The sequence below is a fragment of the Arthrobacter sp. MDT1-49-2 genome (genome assembly GCF_059090185.1).
Genome location: NZ_JBNHFK010000003.1, coordinates 190,847 through 211,163 on the forward strand (window position 1 = coordinate 190,847; position 20,317 = coordinate 211,163).

Genomic DNA, 20,317 nt, shown 5'->3' on the forward strand with positions numbered 1-20,317 from the left:
CGGATGACCCCGCCGCGGCCGCCCCCGGCATGGCCGCAATCAGACTATGTCCGGTAGTGTGCCAATGTGTCAAGACCTAAGAATGCACCACAGGTGAAGCGGGCGCCCGCAGTACTGGTCATTGCGGCCGTACTGGTTCTGGAGGCGCTGTGCCTCCTGGCCTTCGCCGGGTGGTACGGATACCAACTGGCCGTCTCTACTCCGCTTTCCCTCGGCGGGGCCGTTTTCACCCTCGTCTTCGCCGTGGCCCTGGCCGTCTGGTTGCTTGCCGTCGGCCACTTTTTCTTCCGCGGCTACCGATGGACCCGGTCCGCCGCCATGGTGTGGCAGCTCTTTGTCGTGATCATCGCCGTGCCCACCCTGCAGGCGGGTTTGGTTCTCGCCGGGCTGGGATTGCTGTTGCCGGCCGCCGCGGTCCTGCTGCTGCTGTTCACCAAACCGGTTCTGGACCATACCCGGCGGCTGACGGACGGCACTGACGGGACCGAGACCAAGGCTTTCTAGCGCTGGTTCCCTGGGACAGCCGCTGCCTGCGCTTCCCGTACCACCGGGCCCTCGACCAGATAACAGCGGCCGGCCGGATGCCGTGCCGCCGGGTCCGTCCTCACGCCCAGGATGTCGCCGTCCGCCGGTCCCGCCGGGGCAAGGAGCGCACCCCGCGGTGCGGATCGGACCTGCACGGCCAGTGGGACCCGTGCGGACAGCTGGGGTCCGGGGAGGGCTGCGAGGACAAGCCGTACCCCTTTTGCCTGCACAGCCGCCAGCTGCTGCTGCGCGGGCGGGGAAAGCAGATCAGCGTCGTCCACCAGGACCAGCATGTTTTCCGGACGTGCATCCGCCCGGTCCAAGGTCCGCACCACAGCGTCCACATCGGCGGGCCCGCGGACCAGCCGGCTTTTCAGCGATGGATGCGCTGCACCTTCGAGCTGACGCAGGAACGAGCTCCTTCCGGAACCCCGCGGACCCAGAACGAGGAATACGGTCCCTGCCGGTATCCGGACCGTTGCCGTTTCCAGTTCGTCGCCGCTCACTCCCGCCGGGATGTCGTCTGCGGTTGCCGCCGGGTCCAGGGACTCCGCGCTGACGTAAACGGGAAGACTCTCCACCCGGTGAGGCCGGTCAACCCCGGCGGGCAAAGGCGGCGCCGGTTCCGGGAAGGCCTCCGGAACCTGGAGTTGGGCAGATAATCCCTCGTCTGTTCCAATCCTTCCCTGGACGAGTGCCCGCCCCGGGATACGGTCCATGGGCGGAAGCCGCGGCCAGAGCAGCAGCGTCTCCGCGCTGGCATCCGCCGGAAAGAACATGCGGTTGGGAATCAGCGGAAAGAACCTGGAACTGAGGACTTCCCTGTCGCCGGTGATCACCACACAGATGTCCGCGCGTTCTCCGTCCCGGATCAGGTCGGCCAGGTCCTCTTCGCCGGTGAGTCCGCGGCCGGACCGGAACGCCGTGCACCATCTGGACCAGCCGGTAATCAGGAGCGTGATACCCGCAGGGGGCGCCCCGCTGCTCCCGCTGGCGGACGGCTGCGGCGCCATGCGGCGGAGAAGATCGGCGGCAAGGTAGGCGAGCACACGCGCGGCCCGTTTGGTGTCCTGCGCGCCGACGTAGGCTCCGGTCTGATCAGCTCCATCCAGCCAGGCGAGGCTTCCGTCCGAATCCAACACGTACAGGTACCGTCCCGGAAGGATCCGCAGATGCCTGCCGGCCAGCAGCGCAAGGCAGTCCGACGCCCCTGCCCGGGTGCTGCCGAGCACGGCCACGTGGGAGTCCCGTCGGGGATCCCACGCAAGTGCGCGTTGGCTCTGCCGGTTCGGTTCGTCCATGAGTCCGAGAACTACCGTCCCGGAATCACTGTGCAGGAGCGGTGAGGTAGAGAGCATCGATCCGCTCAGTACCGATGGAAGGGGCTGCAGCACCGGACGGAACGGAGGGGGATATCCTCCCGCGGCTGCAGCGTCACTGATGGTGGAACAGATACCGGAGAGGGCAGCGGCGTCGGCGGCCGATGCTGCAGGGGTGTCCGGGCCCGGGCCCGCAGCGAGGTATTCACCCAGATCCAGGACCGTGCAGCGGCTGGTGACGCTCCGCATGCCGGTGGAAAGGCTCTGGAACAGCAGGGGCGGGCGGCCGCCAATGCCGGCATAGGCGCGGCCGGGTAGATCTGCCGGAATCTCGGCCGCATAGTCGGCATTAATGACGTCACGGGATTCGCCGGCGGACTGGACCCGCAGCGCAACACTCGTGGCAATGTTGGCCCGGATATCAGTGGTGATGCTGCCCTGCGGGCGCTGGGTTGCCAGCAGCAGGTGCAGGCCGAGTGACCGTCCAATGGCGGCTATCCGCAAAAGCTCCGGCAGCGCAGCGGGTACCGCCTCAGCCAGCATGCGAAATTCATCGACCGCGACCAGCAGCCGTGGAAGTTGTTCCATCGGAGGGCGGTTGGCGTTGTAGGCGCCGAGGTCATCCGCCCCGGCATCGGCTAGCAGGACCTCCCGGCGCCGGACCTCCGCACGCAGCGAGACGAGTGCTCGGGATACGTTCTCCGCGGAAAAATCGGTGAGGATTCCGACCGAATGCGGCAGCACGGCAAGCGGTCCCAGCCCGGATCCTCCCTTGAAATCAATGAGGAGGACGGTGAAGGCAGTCGGGGCATGAATGGACGCCAGCCCGGTGATGAAGGCGCGCAGGAACTCCGACTTTCCCGCCCCCGTGGTTCCGGCGACGAGGAAATGCGGTCCGTCGCGTTCGAGGCCAAGGGTCACCGGACCGGCAGGAGAGAGCCCGACGACGGCTGCTCCATTCTTCCCGCCCGATGCGTCCGCATCCGCAGCGTTCTTTTCCCAGTCCCGTAGGAGACGGCCGGGATCCGACGCGAAAAACGCGTCGAAGGCCAGGCTTTGAGGAATCCCCTCGGAAGAGGGGTCGGGGCAGGGTGCGCTGCGCCCGAGCGCACGGCTGAGCCGGCCGAAAACCGGCGCCTGAACGAGGTCGGGCAGGAACTCAAGGGTGCCGGAACCCCGGGCGAGGGTTCCTCTGGCCGCGGTCAGGGACACGTGTACGGCTGCCGGCGGGCCACCTAGGCAGATGACGGTGCTGCCGGCCCGCCAGTCAGTGGGGAGTTCCTCACGGAGCTCACCGGCGAGCTCGGTCCATGCCCCGCGCAGCGCCAGTACGAGTACCGCGGGCCGGTCTGCGGAATAGGGGGGAAGCAGCTTCCGCAGGCGGGCGCCGGCCTCGGCCAGCGCCGTGCGGGACGCCTCGGGCAGGGCGGCCAGGGTGACGCCGGGCAGGAACCTGCCGTCGGGTTCAAGCTCATCCGCGGTACCTGCGCAAAGGAACAGCATTCCGGTACGCGCACCCGCGGCGGCGGAGGCTTGGAGGAGGATGGTCCGGTACAGCGCCACGGCATCTGTCCCGTGCAGGGAAATCTCGCGGTCCCGGCCCAGCTGCAGGACCACGGGAGCATCCTGCAGCTGCGGCGGCGCGAAGCCCGGACGTGCGGGAACCACCTCCAGGTTGGCCGGCTGGTCTGCTGCTCCGATCCGAACCGGGACCGGTGACGGATCCGGACCTGTGCCGTCATGTCGTGGAAGCCCAGGTGGCCGGCGGTCCCGGTGCGTACTGCCGGGACACCCGGCGGGGGCGGCCGTTGCCTGCACAGCGGTGGTTCCGGGATCGGGGGCAGCCAGGCGCCGGCGTTGAGCATCTTCGCGGGCGGCCTCTGCAACCGATGCAGCCTGTTCACGGCGCCGCCTGCTGCCGGAAACGGCAGCGATGAGCGCAGTCACTGCGGAGAGGGCGCTGAAAGCCAGAAACATCCACATGCCGGTTGCTACTGCCAGGACCACCCCCAGCACAAGCGGCAGCAGAGCACCCAGCAGGAGCAGGGCGGTTTTCTGACCCTGTTCCTGGAGCTTTACCGTCAGCGGGGTGAACGGATCCTCGGGCTGGGCGGCGGAGCCGTCGGGCTCCGGGCCCGCCACTCCGGCAAGGACCAACCGGCAGGTGCTGTATCCGATCCGCAGGGTTGAACCGGTATCCAGGAGAGCTGTCCGGACTCTTTCGCCGTTAACCCAGGTGCCGTTGGCGGAACCGAGGTCACGAATGCTGACCGAATCGGTGGCCACAATGAGCTGGGCATGGCTGCGTGAGAGCGCCGGATCCACGATGCCTATCCGGTGTCCGCCTCGGAGCGGAGCTGCGTCGGCCAGCGGGGGTTGTCCGCGGCCGATGGCATATCTGCCGCGCCGCAGCGCAATGATGTGGCCGGCGTCGGGTCCGCTGCAGACCACAAGCAGCAGTTGCGCTGCCGCCGTGGCGGGAACTACGGCATTCCCCTGCGGCGGGGAGGGGAGCGAGGGGGAACGTACGATCACCGCCCCATTGACGAACGGCGCCTGCCCTGGCGTGAGCTCCTCGAGGGGACGTCCCTGGATGCAGAGAGCCGCGGCACCGTAACGGTCGGTGAGCAATGCGGCCACGATGGTGCCGCTGGTCCCGGCGGAGACCTCAATGACCACTTCACGCAGCCCGGTCCGGGCTGGGCGAAGGCCTGTTTCGGTGCCCGGCGCGCTTGCGAGCGTCACATGAAGCTGCAACATCCCTCCAAGGTTGTACCCGGCTTATACCTGTTTCCGCAGCACGTTCGTCCCGGGTGTCGCGGCGGGGCCGTGCTGGTTTTCAGGATTAGCCTAGGCAGACCGTATTCCTGGTCACGAACGAAGGAGCCGGCCGTGGATAAACAGGGGAGGGCACGATGGGTGTGGAGGGGAGGTCAAGCCGTCCGCAGTAGACTGCATTAGTGAATACCGCTTTAGAAAGGCATGCGTGACTCACCTAAAGGCCGAGCTCCGGGCAGATGCAGCACCGGTACAAGGTAGGAAAAGCACATACCGTCCCGAGGTACAGGGCCTCCGGGCGCTCGCAGTCCTTATGGTCGCCTGTTACCACATCTGGTTTGACCGGGTTTCAGGCGGAGTGGATGTTTTCCTGCTCATCTCAGCATTCCTGCTCTCCCTCTCGTTTATCCGGAAGGTTGAACAAGGCCGGGGACTTGATCTGCTCCATTACTGGGTCCATGTCTTCAAACGGCTCCTTCCCGCGGTTGTCGTGGTCATCGTGGGCACGCTTGTCGCCTCGGCCATCTTCGTTCCCCGCAGCCGCTGGAACGAAATACTTTCGCAGGCCTGGTCCTCCCTCCTGTATTTCCAGAACTGGGCGCTGGCAGCAAACTCCGTGGACTACTACGCAGCGGATGACAGTATCGCCAGCCCGTTCCAGCACTTCTGGTCGCTGTCCGTCCAAGGGCAGGTCTTTATCCTGTGGCCACTGCTCTTCGGCCTCGCGGCACTGATTGCGCGGGCTACGAAGCGCCGTTTCCGGGCCGTGGTCCTGATCGTCTTCGGGACGGTCTTCGTGGTTTCCCTCGCCTTCTCCATCAGCGAGACCTACACCAACCAGGCGCATGCCTACTTCGATACCCGGACACGCCTCTGGGAGTTTGCTTTCGGCACGCTCCTGGCACTCGCCCTCCCGTATCTGCGACTGCCGCGAGGGCTTCGGATTCCTGCAGGCTGGATAGGGCTCGCCGCGATCCTGTCCGGCGGGTTCATTCTGGATGTGCAGGGGCAGTTCCCCGGATTTGTCGCGCTCTGGCCGCTGGTCGCCGCCGCGCTCGTTATCCTTGCCGGCCAGACCGGCAGCCGATGGGGTGCGGACCGGCTGCTGTCCTGGGGGCCGCTGGTGCGGATGGGTGACATGTCCTACGCCCTTTACCTGTGGCACTGGCCGGTCATGGTCATCTACCTGATTTACCGCGGATATCCGTCAGCGGGGCCGCTCTCGGGAGTCGCGATCATCGCTGCTTCCCTCCTGCTCGCCTATCTGACAACGCGTTTCGTCGAACGTCCGTTGCGGCGCGCTGCCTGGTTTGACGCAAACCTCAAGCGGTCCGTGTTGGTGGTGGCCGTCTGCCTTAGCCTGGTCGCCGTTCCCCTCGCAGGTGTGCAGTATGGACTCAAAGCCCAGGCGGAGAGACTGCAGGCCGAGGCGGAGAAGAACTATCCGGGAGCACGTGTCCTGATGCCCGGATACGTTGCCTCCGAAGCAGCAGAAACGGCGCCGATACAGTCCGTTTCCAGCCAGGACCCGGACACCTGGGGTCGGCTGGCCTTGGAGTGCGCGGACGTGGACGACGGACCCACAGACCCGGCCCTGGTCGGTCGCTGCTTCAGCACGGCCAACGGGGACGACGCCGAAAAGACCATCCTGGTTGTCGGCAGCTCACACGTACAGCAGTGGCTGTCAGCGATTGAACCCATGGCCGAAGCCCACAATTACCGGGTCATTGCACTGCTGCTGGGCCTGTGCCCGTACGGCGAGGAAGACGAAACCCGGAACGCGGACTGCAATGCGTTCAATGCAGCCGCAACCGACTATGCGTTGGAAATCATGCCGGACGCCTTCGTGACATTGGCGACCGTTTCGCGGACGGAGGAGGCCAATGACCCGGTGGTGGACGGACTCCCCGAGGCCGCCCAAAAGCTGCAGGCGCAGGGAATCCCGGTTGTCGGCATCAGGGACAATCCCCGCTTCGCCTTTGACATGCAGCTCTGCGCCGAGTCCAACGGCGAGCAGGCCGAAGAATGCACCGAGCCGCTGGCCACGAAGCTCTCGCCGGTTTGGCCGTGGAACGGCATGGGGGTCAACACGCCGCTGCTCGATTTCTCCGACCTCATCTGTCCCGACGGAATCTGCCGTCCGGTGATTGGAAACACGTACGTTTACGTCGATAACAACCATCTAACGACGTCGTACACCGCGTCCATGGCATCGGAATTCGACCGCAGATTCCATGAAGCAGTCGGCTGGTAGACCGGGGAACCAGGGCAGTGCCGTCAGGGCCGCGTGTCGCCGACAGCCCATCACCCAAAGTGCCCGAAAAGCAATAGTCGGATAACCTTGCAGTCGGGTATGCGCCCGGACCGGCCATACCGTACCAATCAGGAGTAGATGTGAACGTTGACCTCGTCGTCGTCGGGTCGGGCTTTTTTGGCCTGACCGTAGCCGAGCGCGCTGCGAAGGAACTGGGCCTTAAGGTCGCGGTTCTTGATCGTCGCCACCACATTGGCGGCAACGCCTATAGCGAGAACGAAGCGCAGACCGGAATCGAGGTGCACCGCTATGGAGCGCACCTCTTCCACACCTCCAATGAGCGGGTCTGGGAATACGTCAACCGGTTTACCGAGTTCACCAACTACGTCCACAAGGTCTACACCAGCCATAAGGGCGAGGTGTACTCCATGCCCATCAACCTGGGCACCATCAACCAGTTCTTCCGCTCCTCCATGGGCCCGGTCGAAGCCAGGGCACTGATCCAGGAACAGGCCGGCGAGCTTGCCGGTACGGATCCGACCAACCTTAATGACAAGGGCATCTCCCTGATCGGCCGCCCGCTGTACGAAGCCTTCATCAAGTACTACACCGGCAAGCAGTGGCAGACGGATCCCAAGGACCTGCCGGCGGAGATCATCAGCCGCCTGCCCGTGCGGTACAACTACGACAACCGGTACTTCAACGACAAGTACGAGGGTCTCCCGGTTGATGGCTACACTGCGTGGATCGAGCGGATGGCTGACCACCGCAACATCCAGGTCCACCTCAATACGGACTTCTTCGGCGAGCACGAATTCTCCCGGGACGCTACACGCGGCCAGGTTCCCGTGGTTTACACGGGCGCCGTGGACCGTTACTTCGACTATGTCGAAGGCGACCTGTCCTGGCGCACCATCGATCTCGAGCAGGAAGTCCTTCCGATCGAGGATTTCCAGGGAACATCGGTAATGAACTACCCGGATGAGGACGTTCCCTACACCCGGATCCATGAGTTCCGCCACTTCCACCCCGAGCGGGACTACACCAAGGACGCCACCGTGATTATGCGTGAGTTCTCCCGCTTCGCGGAAAAGGGGGATGAGCCGTACTACCCCGTCAACACGGCGGAGGACCGCAAGAAGCTGCTGGCCTACCGCGACCTCGCCAAGGGCGAATCCGATGTGCTTTTCGGCGGCCGGCTTGGCACGTACAAGTATCTGGACATGCACATGGCGATCGGTTCGGCATTGTCGATGTATGACAATAAGATCAAGCCCCACTTCACCGGGGGCGCAAAGCTGGAAAGCGGAGGAGTCGAAGCGTGAGCAACGCCATCGTAGAGCGCAAGCAGGACGCGAACGAGCCGGGACAGGCCTGGTCGTCCCTGCAGCGGGTTATCCTCCCGTCCCTGGACCAGCTGGACACCATCCCGCTGTACATGGATACAGGCAGCGCCACCGGCGTGCAGCTCTCCACCATGAACGGGGACGCGCACAAGGACACCCGGGCGCAGACCGCGGCAGCACCGGGCAAGGAAGTACACGCCGAAGACTTCCTCTCCCGCCGTTCCACCTCGGTTCGTCCCGGTGAGCGGGTTTCCTTCGGAACCTACTTCAATGCCTTCCCGGCGAGCTACTGGCGGCGCTGGACCAATCTTGAGAGTGTCCGGCTCAGCGTCCGCACCACCGGTACGGGTGCGGTCAGCGTCTACAAATCCAATGCGCGCGGCTCGCTGCAGCATGTTCAGACGCAGCGCGTGGATTCGCCGACCACCAGCACCTTCGATCTGAGCCTGAAGCCCTTCGGCGACGGCGGCTGGTACTGGTTCGATCTGGTGGCCGGATCCGAACCCCTGATTCTTGACGAAGCCGAGTGGCAGGCCGCGGGAGAACCGGTGAAGGCCGGCACCGTCACGCTTGAAATCACCACGCTCAATAAGACTTCCTTCTGCATCAACAACCTGCGGATCCTCGGCGAGCATCCGGAAGCCCTCGAAGTGGTCAAGGAAGTCCTGATCGTTGACCAGGGCACCGACAAGGTCGCCGAGGCCGATGGCTTCGCCGAGGTCGAGGCGATGCTTGGCGGCAAGCTCCGCATCATCAACCAGGCCAACCTTGGCGGCTCGGGCGGATTCGCCCGCGGTATGTACGAGGCGGTGGAAAGCGGCAGCGACTATGTGCTCCTGCTGGACGACGACGTCGTGATGGAGCCCGAGAGCATCTCCCGCCTGGTCACCTTCGCTGACCGGTGCAAGACGCCCACCATCGTGGGCGGGCACATGTTCGACCTGTACAACCGGACCGTCCTGCACACCTTCGGCGAAACGGTGAACCCCTACCGCTTCCAGCCTGACCAGCCCCACGACCAGATGACGCTGGGCCACGATTTCGTGGGCTCGAACCTCCGCCACACCCCCTGGCTGCACCGCCGCGTCGACGTTGATTACAACGGCTGGTGGATGTGCCTGATCCCGACGCAGGTAATCCGCGACATCGGCCTTTCGCTGCCGGTCTTCATCAAGTGGGACGACGCCGAGTACGGCCTGCGTGCCAAGAGCGCCGGTTACCCGACGGTGTCCATGCCGGGTGCTGCGGTCTGGCACGTCTCCTGGATCGACAAGGATGACCTGGTCGGCTGGCAGGCGTACTTCCATACCCGCAACCGCATGATCGCGGCGCTGATCCACAGCCCGTATGAACATGGCGGCCGGGTGGTCCGCGAAACGGGCTACATCGACCTCAAGCACCTGATCTCCATGCAGTACTTCACCGCTCAGGGCCGGGTGATGGCGCTGCAGGACCTGCTCAAGGGGCCGGGCCATCTGCATGAGATCCTGCCGACGAAGCTGCCGGAAATCCGTGCCATGACCAAAAACTTCAGCGACTCGCAGATCCAGCCGGAACCGGAAGCGTTCCCGGCTCCGGTGATGCACAAGCCGCCGCGGCGCGGACAGGGCTTCTCCGCACCTTCTTACGCGACCCTGATTCCGTGGGCTGCTAAGACAGTGGTCCGCCAGCTGACCAAGAAGGTGCCGACCTCGAGCCTCGAGCATCCCCAGGCCTACATTGCCCACCAGGACAACAAGTGGTGGCGCATGTCCCAGTACGACAGTGCTGTGGTCTCCAACGCCGAAGGCACCGGAGCATCCTGGTACAAGCGCGATCCCAAGCAGCTGCGGGTTCTGTTGGCAGAAGCAGTAAAGCTAAATGCCGAAATCCTGAAGAACTGGCAGAAGCTCAGCGACCAGTACCGCGAGGCGCTTCCGGAGATCACCTCCTTCGAGGCCTGGAAGAAGACCTTCGCCGAGCACTCGGAAGAGAGTAAATAAGCTTGTCCACCGGTGCACTGGAAACCCCGGGGCGGGGAGCGGGGCTGGCGGATATCCTCCGGTCCCGTTTCCTGCTCAAGCTGCTCGTTTCCAAGGAACTAAAGGTCCGTTACCGCGGGTCGATCCTGGGGCTCCTCTGGTCCTATGTGAAGCCCGGCGTTCAGTTCGTTGTCTTCTACATTGCTCTGGGTGTCTTCCTGAACATGGAGCTGAGCGACCGCAACCCTAACGGGCTGCCCAACTACGCGATCTACCTGTTCTCCGGCATTGTGCTGATTAACTTCTTCACCGAAGCGCTCGGGAACGCGTCACGCTCGATTGTGGGCAACGGCGGGCTGATCAAGAAAATCTACCTGCCGCGCCAGCTCTTCCCGGTGGCCTCGGTCTGGGTCTCCGGCGTCCACTTTGTGCCCCAGATCGTGATCCTGGTGGTGGCCTGCCTGTTCAATGGCTGGCGTCCGTCGCTGCTGCAGTTGGCGGCGGCAGTGGCCGGCTTTGTCATCGTGGCACTGCTCGCTACCGGACTAGGCCTGCTTTTCGGAGCCATCAACGTGTACTTCCGCGACGCGGAGAACCTGGTGGACATGTTGCTGATGATCGCCACCTGGGCATCGCCGGTGCTGTATTCCTGGAAGATGGTGCGGGACACCCTGGGTGGGACGTTCTTCAACATCTACCAGCTGAACCCCATTACCGTCGGCGTCGAGACATTCCACTATGCGTTCTGGCTGCCCACCACCGACGGTGCCGAGGCCATTCCTCCGCACCTGCTCTCCGTGTGGATACCCGTTGCACTGGTTATATCGGCACTGGTGCTGCTCGTTGGCCAGCTCGTTTTCCGTCGCCTTGAGGGCCGTTTCGCGCAGGAGCTGTGAACCGTGGCTAATGCCATTGAAGTACGTAACATCAACAAGCAGTTTGTGCTGCGGCATACCCGTTCGATGAAGGAAGCGTTCGTCTGGCTCATCAAGGGCCGGAAGGGCGATCTTTCGGAGAAGTTCCATGCCCTCAAAGGCGTCTCCCTGGACATTGAACAGGGCGAGACGGTGGCACTGCTGGGCCTCAACGGGTCCGGCAAGTCCACCCTCCTCAAGCACATCTCCGGCGTGATGCGCCCGGATACCGGCACTGTGGGAACCCGCGGCCGGGTTGCCGGCCTGATTGAGGTGGGTGCCGGTTTCCACCACGACCTGAGCGGGCGTGACAACGTCTACCTGAACGGTGCCATCCTTGGCATGACCGAAGCCGAAATCGATGAGAAATTCGACTCGATCGTCGAATTCTCCGAGATCGGGCAGTTCATCGATACCGAGGTGAAGTTCTACTCCTCGGGGATGTACCTGCGCCTGGCGTTCTCCGTGGCGGTCCACACTGACCCCGAGGTTTTCCTCGTGGACGAGATCCTCGCCGTCGGCGACGAGCCGTTCCAGAAGAAATGCATCGACAAGATCAAGGAACTGGCGGGGGAGGGCAAGACCCTGGTTGTCGTGAGCCATGACCTGGACCTGGTTGCCCGGATCTGCAAGCGCGGCGTCCTGTTGGAGCACGGACAGATCATCATGGACGGCCCGGTGGACGACGTCGTCGCCCGCCTGCGCAGCTAGTGTCCGGTCCGCGCCGGGAGGCGGCGGAGCTGGAACAGACCAAAAAAACATCGAGAGTGTGGAACCGTGGACAGTAGCTGGATGGACGTTGCTCCGGCCGTAAGTATCGCTTTTTGTTTTCTCGTCCTTCCCGGGTTCCTGGTCGTTCTGGCCTCCCGATGCGGTGTCCGTGCCGCCGTAGGGCTGTCGGGTGCCGTGAGCGCCTCCGTGCTGGCTGTCACGGGCGTTGTTGCCCCTTATCTGGGCCTGCAATGGAATCCTCTGACGGTCCTCATCGGTACCGCTGTGGCTGCCGTGCTGACAATGGTTGTCCGCTTCCTGCTCGACCGGGCTGTCCGCCGGCCCGACGCATCCCCTGCTGCAGCACGCCCGGCGGGCGCCCACGCAGCGGAAACATCCGGATGGGCGCGCAGCGGAGCGGCCCGTGAGGTCACCGGGCTGGCAGCCGTGGCATTGGCCGCCTGCCTGATCGGTTGGCGCTTCATCCAGATCTTCCAGCAGCCGGGGTACATCTCCCAAACAGCGGACAATATCTTCCACTTGAATGTCGTGCGCTATATGCAGGACACCGGTAGCGCCTCGGTGCTCACCGCGGGCGGGGTCCAAGGCACCGGTCCGGCCTTTTATCCCGCTGTCTGGCATGGAGTCACCGCTCTCGTGGCGGATACAGCCGGGGTCGGGATCCCGGAGGCAGTCAACAGCGTCAACATTGTGATCGGCGCTATCCTTTGGCCCCTCGGAGCCGTCTTTGCCGCCCGTGTTCTGTTCGGTAACCGGCCCGCGGTGATGTTTGCCGCGGCAGTGGCATCCTCGGCATTGGGCGCCTACCCGTACCTCCTCGTGGACTGGGGCGTCATCTACCCCAACTTCTACGCGATGGCGCTGGTGCTGCCGGCCGTAGCCTTGGCCTCGCTCGTCATCCGCCGGGCTGCAAGGGAACCCCGAGGTGTCTGGATCCTCCTGTGGCTGGTGCTGCTGGCCTGCCCCGGTCTGGCGCTTTCACACCCCAACGCCCTGTTGGTCCTGCTGGTCGCACTGCTGCCGCTGGCCCTGGCGGCCTATGCCGGATGGGCGTTCCCGATCTTCCGCCGGCCAGGCGCGCCGGTCCGCGCCAAGCTGTGGTGCGTGGTTGCCGGCCTCGCCGGGGCAGCCGTGCTTGCCGCTGCGTGGGTTGCCCTGCGGCCGCTGCCGGTGCGGGACTTTGCCAACACCTGGCAGCCCTACCAGACAACTGCCCAGGCGGTCGGTGAAATCCTACTCACCACGCATGCCCTGCGCGACGCCGCCTATGCCTCGGCGGTACTGGTGCTGGTGGGCGCGGTTGCGCTGCTGCGGGCCAGGAGCACACGGTGGTACCTTGCGGGCTACCTGCTGATTGCGCTGTTGTTCATCTTTGCCTCAGGGGTTGAAAACTCACCGCTGCGCACGTTCCTGACCGGCGGCTGGTATGACGACCAGAACCGGCTCGCCGCCGCGACGGCAGTGCTCGCCGTACCCTTGGCAGCCAAGGGTGCGGTAGTGCTGGCTGATCTGCTGGCCAGTGGCCTCAAGCGGATCAGAATGCCGCGACGGGCCGCCGCCATCGTGTCCGCTGTGGCCGTGCTGGGAACACTGTTCCTGGTCAGCCAGGAGACCACTGTCCGTCCGGCCGTTCAGGAAGCAGCCAAGCGCTACACCCTGGGCCCGAACTCGGACATCATGTCCACCACTGAGCTTGCCCTCTTCGAGGAGCTGACCGACATAGTCCCGGAGGACTCCGCGGTGGCCGGCAACCCGTGGGACGGCAGCGCCTGGGTGTACATGGTCTCCGGCCGCACAGCCCTTTTCCCCCATGTCCAGACACCGATGACGCCTGAGCGCGAGGTCATAGCCGCACGTCTCCGGGATGCTGCCACGGACCCGGAGGTCTGCGACGCATTGGAAAAGCTCAATGTGGACTATGCGATCAACAGCGGTGAACTGATCTACCTGCCCGGCAATCCGGCCAACGAGGCCTACCCGGGAATCGCCGGTTTGGACGGTGCCCCGGGCTTCGAAAAGGTCGATCAGATCGGCACGGTGGAACTTTTCAGGATCACTGCCTGCGATTAAGGTCGCCCCGCCTCAGCAGCGGGTCCGTAGTAGGGCCAAGTGGCGCTGTGGAATAATGGACGGGTGAATCGAACCTGGATAGTGATCCCGATGTACAACGAAGCCTCGGTCGTCGGCGGGGTGATAGAGGGGCTGCTCCCCAGCTTTCCCAACGTAGTTTGCGTCGATGACGGCAGCACTGACGGTTCGCAGGAGATTGCCCGGGCGGCCGGGGCCGTGGTGGTGCAGCACCCCATTAACCTCGGCCAGGGCGCAGCGCTGCAGACCGGCATCGATTATGCCCTTCAGGATCCGGACCTGGGCTGCATCGTGACGTTCGACGCGGACGGCCAGCACCGCGTGGAGGATGCACGGGAAATGGCCGGGCGCGTCCTCTCCGGGGAAGCGGATATTGTGCTGGGCTCCAGGTTCCTTGATGACCGGACAAAGCTCAGCCCGGCGAAGCGTTTGGTGCTGCGCACCGCGGCCCTGCAATCGCGGATGGCTACCGGCCTGCCGCTGACCGACGCACACAACGGGCTCCGGGCATTCAATCCCTACGTTGCGCGCAACATCAACCTGACGCAGAACCGTATGGCGCACGCCTCCGAGTTCGTGAACAAGATCGCCAAACTTGCTCCCCGCTGGGTTGAGCACCCCGTCGAGATCATCTACACGGACTATTCGCGCTCCAAGGGACAGTCTCTCCTGAACTCCGTGAACATCGTCGCCGAACTAGTCCTAGGTAGAAATTAATGATCATCATCGTGCAAATAGTTCTGGTTCTGGCGGTCATCCTGGTCGCCTTTGCGCTTATGCGCGGCGGCAGCAACGCGCGGCACCTGGCGATCCGCAGGATCCTGCTGCTGATCTTCGCGGCCGCGGCTGTCTTCTCGATATTCTTCCCGGCCGTGCTGTCCTCCGCAGCGGAGTTCCTCGGCATCGGACGCGGCACCGATCTGGTGCTGTACGCCACGATCATCTGCTTCTTCGTCTATATGGCGACTACCTACCAGCGGTTCCGCAGTATGGAAATCTCCATTACCAAGCTCTCGCGCCGGCTCGCGCTGGACGAGGCGGAGCACCCGACGGAACGCGGGCAGGCACCCGCTTCCACGGACGCCGTCGGTACGGACGGAAACAGCGCCTCGCAGGCCGCGCAGTAACCCATGGCGGAATCCCACACACAGGGGCCCGTAGCCGGGCCGCCGAAGAGCATAGCGTTTGTCGTCAACAACTATCCCCCGAAAGTGGGCGGCGTCGAGCTGCACATTTCGGCACTGGCCCGGCGGCTGGCTGAGCGGGGGCATGCGGTCACCGTCATCACGCTGGATAACGTGCATCCGAGCGGAACCGAAGACGGTGTCCGGGTCGTCCGGCTCAAAGGCACCCCGAGCATCGGAGGGGTACTGGCTTTCCCCTGGCCGGGAGCAGGCCGCCGGATCCGCAGCGTGCTGCGCGAGTCAGGGGCCGACGTCGTCTCCACCCACACCCGGTTCTTCCCGATGTCATACCTGGGCGTCCGGGCAGCGAAGCGGCTTCGGCTGCCGGCCATCCACACCGAGCACGGCTCCGACTTTGTCCGCGGCGTCTCTTCGCTGGTGGCCGTAGCGAGCAAGGCCGTCGACTGGACGATGGGCCGGGCCGTGCTGCGCGGCGCCGGGAGGGTCCTGGCAATTTCCGATGCTTCCCGCGGTTTTGTCCGCAGGCTGGCCAACGTGGATGGCCATGTGTTCCACAACGCCATTGATGCGGACTTCTTCTCCGCAGCGGCCCCGCAGGTGCCGGCGCATCCCACGCACCTTGTGTATGTGGGCAGGGTGGTAGCCGGTAAGGGCTGGCAGCGTGTGGTGGAGGTCGCGGAGGCGCTGAAGAATCCGGACCTGCAGGTGCACTTCATCGGCGACGGCGCCCAGCGTCCGCTGTTGGAACAGGCCGTTGCCGCCACCTCCCATCCCGAACGGTTCACCGTCCACGGATACCTCGACGGCGAAGGGATCCGCGGGATCCTCTCCGGCGGTGTCCTGCTGAACCCGACGGAACTGGCCGAAGGCTTCCAGACAACGCTCCTGGAAGCCGTGGCAGCCGGAGCGGCTATTGTCAGCACGCCCGTCGCGGCAGCGGAATACCTGCGCGGGCAGGGAGCGTCGGTGCGCACAGTGGCGGCGGATGACCGCCGGGGATGGATTGAAGCCACGGAGCAGGCTCTGGCCGAACCGCTCGAGACGGTCTCTCCCCAGCTTTTGGACGCCATGGACTGGTCCGGGCGGACTGATGATTTTCTTCGGGAAGCAGGCAGCGTCAGCCCCCGCGGGCGCCGAAGCTAGAGCACCGGCGCTGTTACAGGAAAAACGCAGGGGTACCGTCCCGGACCGGGACGGTACCCCTGCGTTTTTGGGTTAAAGCTTTCCGGCCGCGGCCGCGGGCCTGTAGCCCTCGTCCTTCATCCCGTCACCGGCGTAGAACCAGGTCCTGCCGCCGGATTCCACGGCCACCAGGTCCGGCAGCGAATCCCCGTTCAGATCATCCGATCCCAGAACGGCGGAGTAAATGTTCCAACCGACCCCCACCGGGACGGCTGCCTGCAGCTGGCCGTTGCCGGCGCCGGGGTAATAAGCCAGCGTTCCGTCCGGATACCGGCCCAGGATGTCCCTGCTGCCGGAACGGTCATAGTCACCGGCAGCGATGATTTCCGTCATGGCGTCCCAGCCGCCGGTACCGATCAAAGTGCGGGGACGGTAGCCCTCGCTTCCGGCGCCGGCGTTGCCGGTGCCCCGGTAAAGCCACAACCGGCCGTCCTTGCCCCGGGCAATGAGGTCGTTGCGGCCGTCGGCATCCATGTCACCGGCAGCCAGGAGCTGGCTGAATTCCGACCAGTTCGAACCGATGCGGATGCGTGCACGGTACCCTTCATTTTTGCTGTCGGACCGTCCGGTCCCGGGGTAGAACCAGAGGGTACCCTCGCGGTCGCGGGCAATAAGATCCGCCTTGCGGTCGCCGTTGAAATCGGTACTGATGATTTCGGTATAGATGCTCCATCCGGTGCCTATACGGACGGGTGCGCCGTACGTGCCTGAGCCCTTGCCCGGATGCAGCCACAGCCGCCCGTCGGAGGTGGTGCTGAGCAGGTCCGCCTTGCCGTCGCCGTTGAAGTCCGGTGAGTTCCAGACATGCGTCCGGCCGGTCAATGCCGTGGTGGATGTTGCCTTGCGGGCAGCATAACCTTCCGAAATTTTGCCTGTGCCCGCATAGAAGGACAGGGTAAGGGACGAAGTGGAACCGACCAGGTCCGGCTTGCCGTCCCGGTTGAAGTCAGCACCGCCGAGAATATCGCTGAAGATGTTCCAGCCCTGTCCGACGGGGAAGGGAGCGCGGAAGGTGCCATCGCCGTTGCCAGGCAGTATCCAGATCTGCCCGTTGGTGGTGCGAGCCATCACGTCATTGCGGCCGTCGGAATTGAAGTCCCGGACGCCGACGACGCGGTCGAACCTGTTCCACCCCGTGGCCACGATGCGGGACGGTCCCGGGGTGCCCTTGCCGGTGCCGGCGTACAAGGCCACGCGGCCGTCCGAGTGAACGCCGAGCAGGTCCGCCCGGCCATCGCCATTGAGGTCACCCGTGCCGGCGAGCCTGCTGAAGGTCTCCCAGCCTCCGGTGCCGATCTGCACACCCGGCCGGTAACCTTCCTGGCCCGAGCCGACCTTGCCGGTGCCTGAGTAACGCCACAGGCTTCCGTTGATGTGGCGCGCCACGAAGTCGTTGCGCCCGTCGCCGTCGTAGTCTCCAACCCCCACCAGCTGGTTGAAGATCTGGAAACCCTGGCCTATTTTCACAGCGGTGCCGAAGGTCCCGTTACCCCGCCCGGGCGAAAGCCACAGGGTGCCGTCGGCACGGCGGGTAACCAGGTCCGCAGAACCGTCGCCGTTGAAGTCGCCCGGGCTGAAGGTTTTGGCCGTCCAATCCGGAACAAAGCTGTTGTTGCGCGCGAAGGCGTTCAGCGCATCGGCGGAGCCGTTGAACACATTGGAGTCGCCGACAAACGGCCCGGTGGAGCTGTACTGCCAGAGGGTGTACTTGCTCCACCCGGCCGGCATGGTGCCGGCGTCCCGGGCATACCGGGCTATGTGCAGCGGATGGTCGGCGAACGCTGATGTGTTGCCGGTGCAGGTGCGCCACCAGTCAGTCGTGGAATAAATCATCGGCACACGGCCGGTGCGGGCCTTGATGGTGTCGGAGAAGGCCCGGATCCAGTTCACCATCTGCCCGGCGGTCATGTTGTAACAGGTATTGCCTAGCTCGGGATAGGGGTTGTATTCGATATCCAACAAAGGCGGAAGGGTCCTGCCATCCGCGCTCCAGCCGCCGCCGTTGTTCACAAAGTAATTCGCCTCGGCGACGGCGCTTCCTACGCTCGGAATAGCGAAGTGGTAGGCGCCGCGCACCATTCCTTTGTTGGCGGAGCCGTTGTACTGCTGGGAGTAATAGGGGTTCTTGTAATACGTTCCTTCGGTGGCCTTCACATAGGCGAACCGCCCGCCCTGGTTCCAGGCAGCTGTCCAGTCCACGTTTTTCTGGTGGCTGGATACGTCGAGGCCCTGGATCCCCGGCGGCCGCCAGGTGTTGGCCAGCGTGGTTGACGGCTGCTCCGTCAGGATCGCAGCTTTTGCGGCCGCGGGGGACCCGACATGGCTGGAGAGCTCGGCATCCGGTACCGTTCCGGACGGCGGGACCTGCTCGGGGGCGTCCAGGCCCTCGGCGGCAATCTCCTTGAGGTCCTCCAGCTCGAGGGGAGTGGGGACCTGCGGATCACCCGTGACCTGCAGGCGCTCCAGGCCCTGGCCCATCCGGGCACCGAGTTCCTTTGCCGCTTCGTTGAGCTCGGCTGCGTCAAGCTCAGGGCTGGGCATCTCATCCGGGGCATCCGTGGGAACTGCGCTCTCCGGTGCAGGCTCGGCCGGCAGGCCTTCAGTTTCCGGTTCCTCCTGCGGCGCTGCAGGGACTGTCTCCAGCTGGCCCGTGGCGGGTGCGGCTGGTTCGGCGGGTTCGGCTGTCTCGGGTGAGGAAGGTACCGCGGGGGCTGGGGTTTCAGTGGCTGTCACGGGCCCGGCCGGGTCGGACGGCATGAGGGGGAGGGCGGCGGCCGGCAACGCCGTCCAGGCAAGGCTCCCCACGAGAACTGCAGCCCCCATTGATCGGGCTAAGTGGTGTTTTTTCACGAAATGTCTCCAGGTGGTTCGCCCGGATGATAAATCCGGGTCACGAGAAGACTATCCGAGGGGCATTGCCGGAATATCAACGCAACAGCCGAAAACGGGTCACGAAAGGGACAAGGGAGTTCCCGGTGGGGAGGTGTGAATTAGCCCTGTGCGGTTTATCCGGCGTAAATGTGCACAGACTGGTGGTTAGTGAACGACGTGTTTGGCCAGGGGTAGGACGGTTTTGAAGGAACCGCTTGAAATGGCTCCCGGGATCACGGACAAGGCATGGAGCCGGGAGGTCCAGTGCAGCCGTGCCGCCCGGGCAGCACGAGGCCACTCCAGTGCCGCAAACCGTTCAGCCTCGTCCTCGAAAAACCGGTGCTCCTCGCTAAACCGCCGGCCGTCATGGGCCCGTCGGGAGGAATCCGATCCGGCGTGGCGGCGGTAGTGGAACACCGGTTCCCCGGACACGGCCATGCCCGCACCCGAGGCAGCGACGTCCAGTAGCAGTGCAAGGTCCTGAACGACGTCGTACTCCGGACGGAAGCCCAAGGGCAGGACGGCGTCCCGGCGCCAGGCCAGGGACGGAAAGTAGTGCCATCCGGCGTGCAGCAGGCTGGCGGCAAGCGTTTCTCCCTGCAGCAGGCGCGCCTCGCGGGCTTTGGGTGCGGTCAGGCGTTTGATGCGGTCGGGCAGGGTTCGGGACGGAATGCCCTCGGAATCTATGGGGATGACCCCGGGCTGGACCACGGCGGCTGCCGGAAAGGCGTCCATCAGCTCCAGGACCGTTTCCAGGTAGTTGCCAAGCATGACGTCATCCGAGCCCATCATGACGAACACCGGCGCCGTCGCAAGGCCGAGGGCCTTGGCGAAGTTGGCGTTCACCCCCAGATTCTCAGCGTTCCGCAAATACTCGACGCGCGGATCCTCCATCGCAGCGAGCCACCTGCCGGCTTCGGGATCAGGGTAGGCATCGTCAATGACGGTGAGTTTGAAGTCTGTGAAGCTCTGTGCGAGGACGCTCCCGGCAGCTGCCTTGAGAAGTTCCGGGTCGCCCCAATAGGGAAGCAATACGTCAACGGCTGGCATCCGGTCACCCCTGGTGTCGAATCGGCCTTTGGTAGCTCCATGCACTGGCCCGGGTACCAGGTCCCTGCACCGGTGCGGTAGGACGACTCGTCCAGCACATACAAATTACACCCCGCCTTTAAGGGCTGACAATGGCGGGACGGGCCCACGGA

At 64.5% G+C, this 20,317-nt stretch carries 13 protein-coding genes; 10 read left to right on the forward strand and 3 right to left on the reverse strand.

Features of this window, described 5'->3' with window-relative positions:
- The first annotated feature begins 66 nt into the window (after positions 1–66).
- A complete protein-coding gene (locus AC5RTS_RS05775) occupies positions 67–504 on the forward strand; it encodes a hypothetical protein (RefSeq protein WP_493991122.1) in 438 nt (145 codons plus the stop codon).
- Here the strand turns inward: AC5RTS_RS05775 and AC5RTS_RS05780 are convergent.
- Complete coding sequence (locus tag AC5RTS_RS05780; protein ID WP_493991123.1) at positions 501–4,604, reverse strand: FtsK/SpoIIIE domain-containing protein; 4,104 nt, start codon at positions 4,602–4,604, stop codon at positions 501–503. The two genes, AC5RTS_RS05775 and AC5RTS_RS05780, sit on opposite strands and share 4 nt — an antisense overlap.
- Before the next feature lie 226 nt (positions 4,605–4,830).
- Here AC5RTS_RS05780 and AC5RTS_RS05785 point away from each other — a divergent pair, with 226 nt between their 5' ends.
- From AC5RTS_RS05785 to AC5RTS_RS05825, 9 genes are all read left to right on the forward strand, one after another.
- The gene (locus AC5RTS_RS05785; protein ID WP_493991124.1) at positions 4,831–6,876 is read left to right on the forward strand and encodes an acyltransferase family protein; all 2,046 of its coding nucleotides are present in this window, start codon (positions 4,831–4,833) and stop codon (positions 6,874–6,876) included.
- Between the two features lie 140 nt (positions 6,877–7,016).
- Entirely contained in the window at positions 7,017–8,201 is a 1,185-nt protein-coding gene (glf, locus tag AC5RTS_RS05790; RefSeq protein WP_493991125.1) for a UDP-galactopyranose mutase, read from the forward strand.
- Positions 8,202–8,314: 113 nt separating this feature from the next.
- Positions 8,315–10,204: a glycosyltransferase gene (locus AC5RTS_RS05795; RefSeq protein WP_493991307.1), complete on the forward strand. Its 1,890-nt coding sequence runs from the start codon at positions 8,315–8,317 to the stop codon at positions 10,202–10,204.
- 2 nt (positions 10,205–10,206) lie between these two features.
- Entirely contained in the window at positions 10,207–11,079 is an 873-nt protein-coding gene (locus AC5RTS_RS05800) for an ABC transporter permease (RefSeq protein WP_493991126.1), read from the forward strand.
- A 3-nt stretch (positions 11,080–11,082) separates the two neighbouring features.
- Complete coding sequence (locus AC5RTS_RS05805; protein WP_493991127.1) at positions 11,083–11,808, forward strand: ABC transporter ATP-binding protein; 726 nt, start codon at positions 11,083–11,085, stop codon at positions 11,806–11,808.
- A gap of 81 nt (positions 11,809–11,889) precedes the next feature.
- Positions 11,890–13,899 carry a DUF6541 family protein gene (locus AC5RTS_RS05810; RefSeq protein ID WP_493991128.1) on the forward strand — a complete coding sequence of 670 codons (2,010 nt, stop codon included), beginning with the start codon at positions 11,890–11,892 and terminating at the stop codon, positions 13,897–13,899.
- 63 nt (positions 13,900–13,962) lie between these two features.
- Positions 13,963–14,634, forward strand: a complete 672-nt coding sequence (locus tag AC5RTS_RS05815; RefSeq protein WP_493991129.1) for a glycosyltransferase family 2 protein — start codon at positions 13,963–13,965, stop codon at positions 14,632–14,634.
- Entirely contained in the window at positions 14,634–15,044 is a 411-nt protein-coding gene (locus AC5RTS_RS05820; RefSeq protein WP_493991130.1) for a DUF2304 domain-containing protein, read from the forward strand. Before AC5RTS_RS05815 ends, AC5RTS_RS05820 begins: the two co-directional genes overlap by 1 nt.
- A 3-nt stretch (positions 15,045–15,047) precedes the next feature.
- Positions 15,048–16,205 carry a glycosyltransferase family 4 protein gene (locus AC5RTS_RS05825; RefSeq protein WP_493991131.1) on the forward strand — a complete coding sequence of 386 codons (1,158 nt, stop codon included), beginning with the start codon at positions 15,048–15,050 and terminating at the stop codon, positions 16,203–16,205.
- Positions 16,206–16,277: 72 nt separating this feature from the next.
- On the opposite strand, the gene AC5RTS_RS05830 is transcribed toward AC5RTS_RS05825, so the two are convergent.
- Together AC5RTS_RS05830 and AC5RTS_RS05835 are read right to left on the reverse strand one after the other, a co-directional pair.
- Entirely contained in the window at positions 16,278–18,977 is a 2,700-nt protein-coding gene (locus tag AC5RTS_RS05830; RefSeq protein ID WP_493991132.1) for a GH25 family lysozyme, read from the reverse strand.
- A gap of 303 nt (positions 18,978–19,280) precedes the next feature.
- On the reverse strand, positions 19,281–20,165 hold the full coding sequence (locus AC5RTS_RS05835) for a glycosyltransferase family 2 protein (protein ID WP_493991133.1): 885 nt from the start codon (positions 20,163–20,165) through the stop codon (positions 19,281–19,283).
- Positions 20,166–20,317: the final 152 nt, after the last annotated feature.

What these genes read in the sequence shown, in the direction of transcription:
- AC5RTS_RS05780 (WP_493991123.1), bottom strand. Translation starts at nt 4,604, where the DNA reads ATGTTGCAGCTTCATGTGACGCTCGCAAGCGCGCCGGGCACCGAAACA.
- AC5RTS_RS05795 (WP_493991307.1), top strand. Translation starts at nt 8,315, where the DNA reads ATGGATACAGGCAGCGCCACCGGCGTGCAGCTCTCCACCATGAACGGG.
- AC5RTS_RS05810 (WP_493991128.1), top strand. Translation starts at nt 11,890, where the DNA reads ATGGACGTTGCTCCGGCCGTAAGTATCGCTTTTTGTTTTCTCGTCCTT.
- AC5RTS_RS05820 (WP_493991130.1), top strand. Translation starts at nt 14,634, where the DNA reads ATGATCATCATCGTGCAAATAGTTCTGGTTCTGGCGGTCATCCTGGTC.
- AC5RTS_RS05825 (WP_493991131.1), top strand. Translation starts at nt 15,048, where the DNA reads ATGGCGGAATCCCACACACAGGGGCCCGTAGCCGGGCCGCCGAAGAGC.
- AC5RTS_RS05835 (WP_493991133.1), bottom strand. Translation starts at nt 20,165, where the DNA reads ATGCCAGCCGTTGACGTATTGCTTCCCTATTGGGGCGACCCGGAACTT.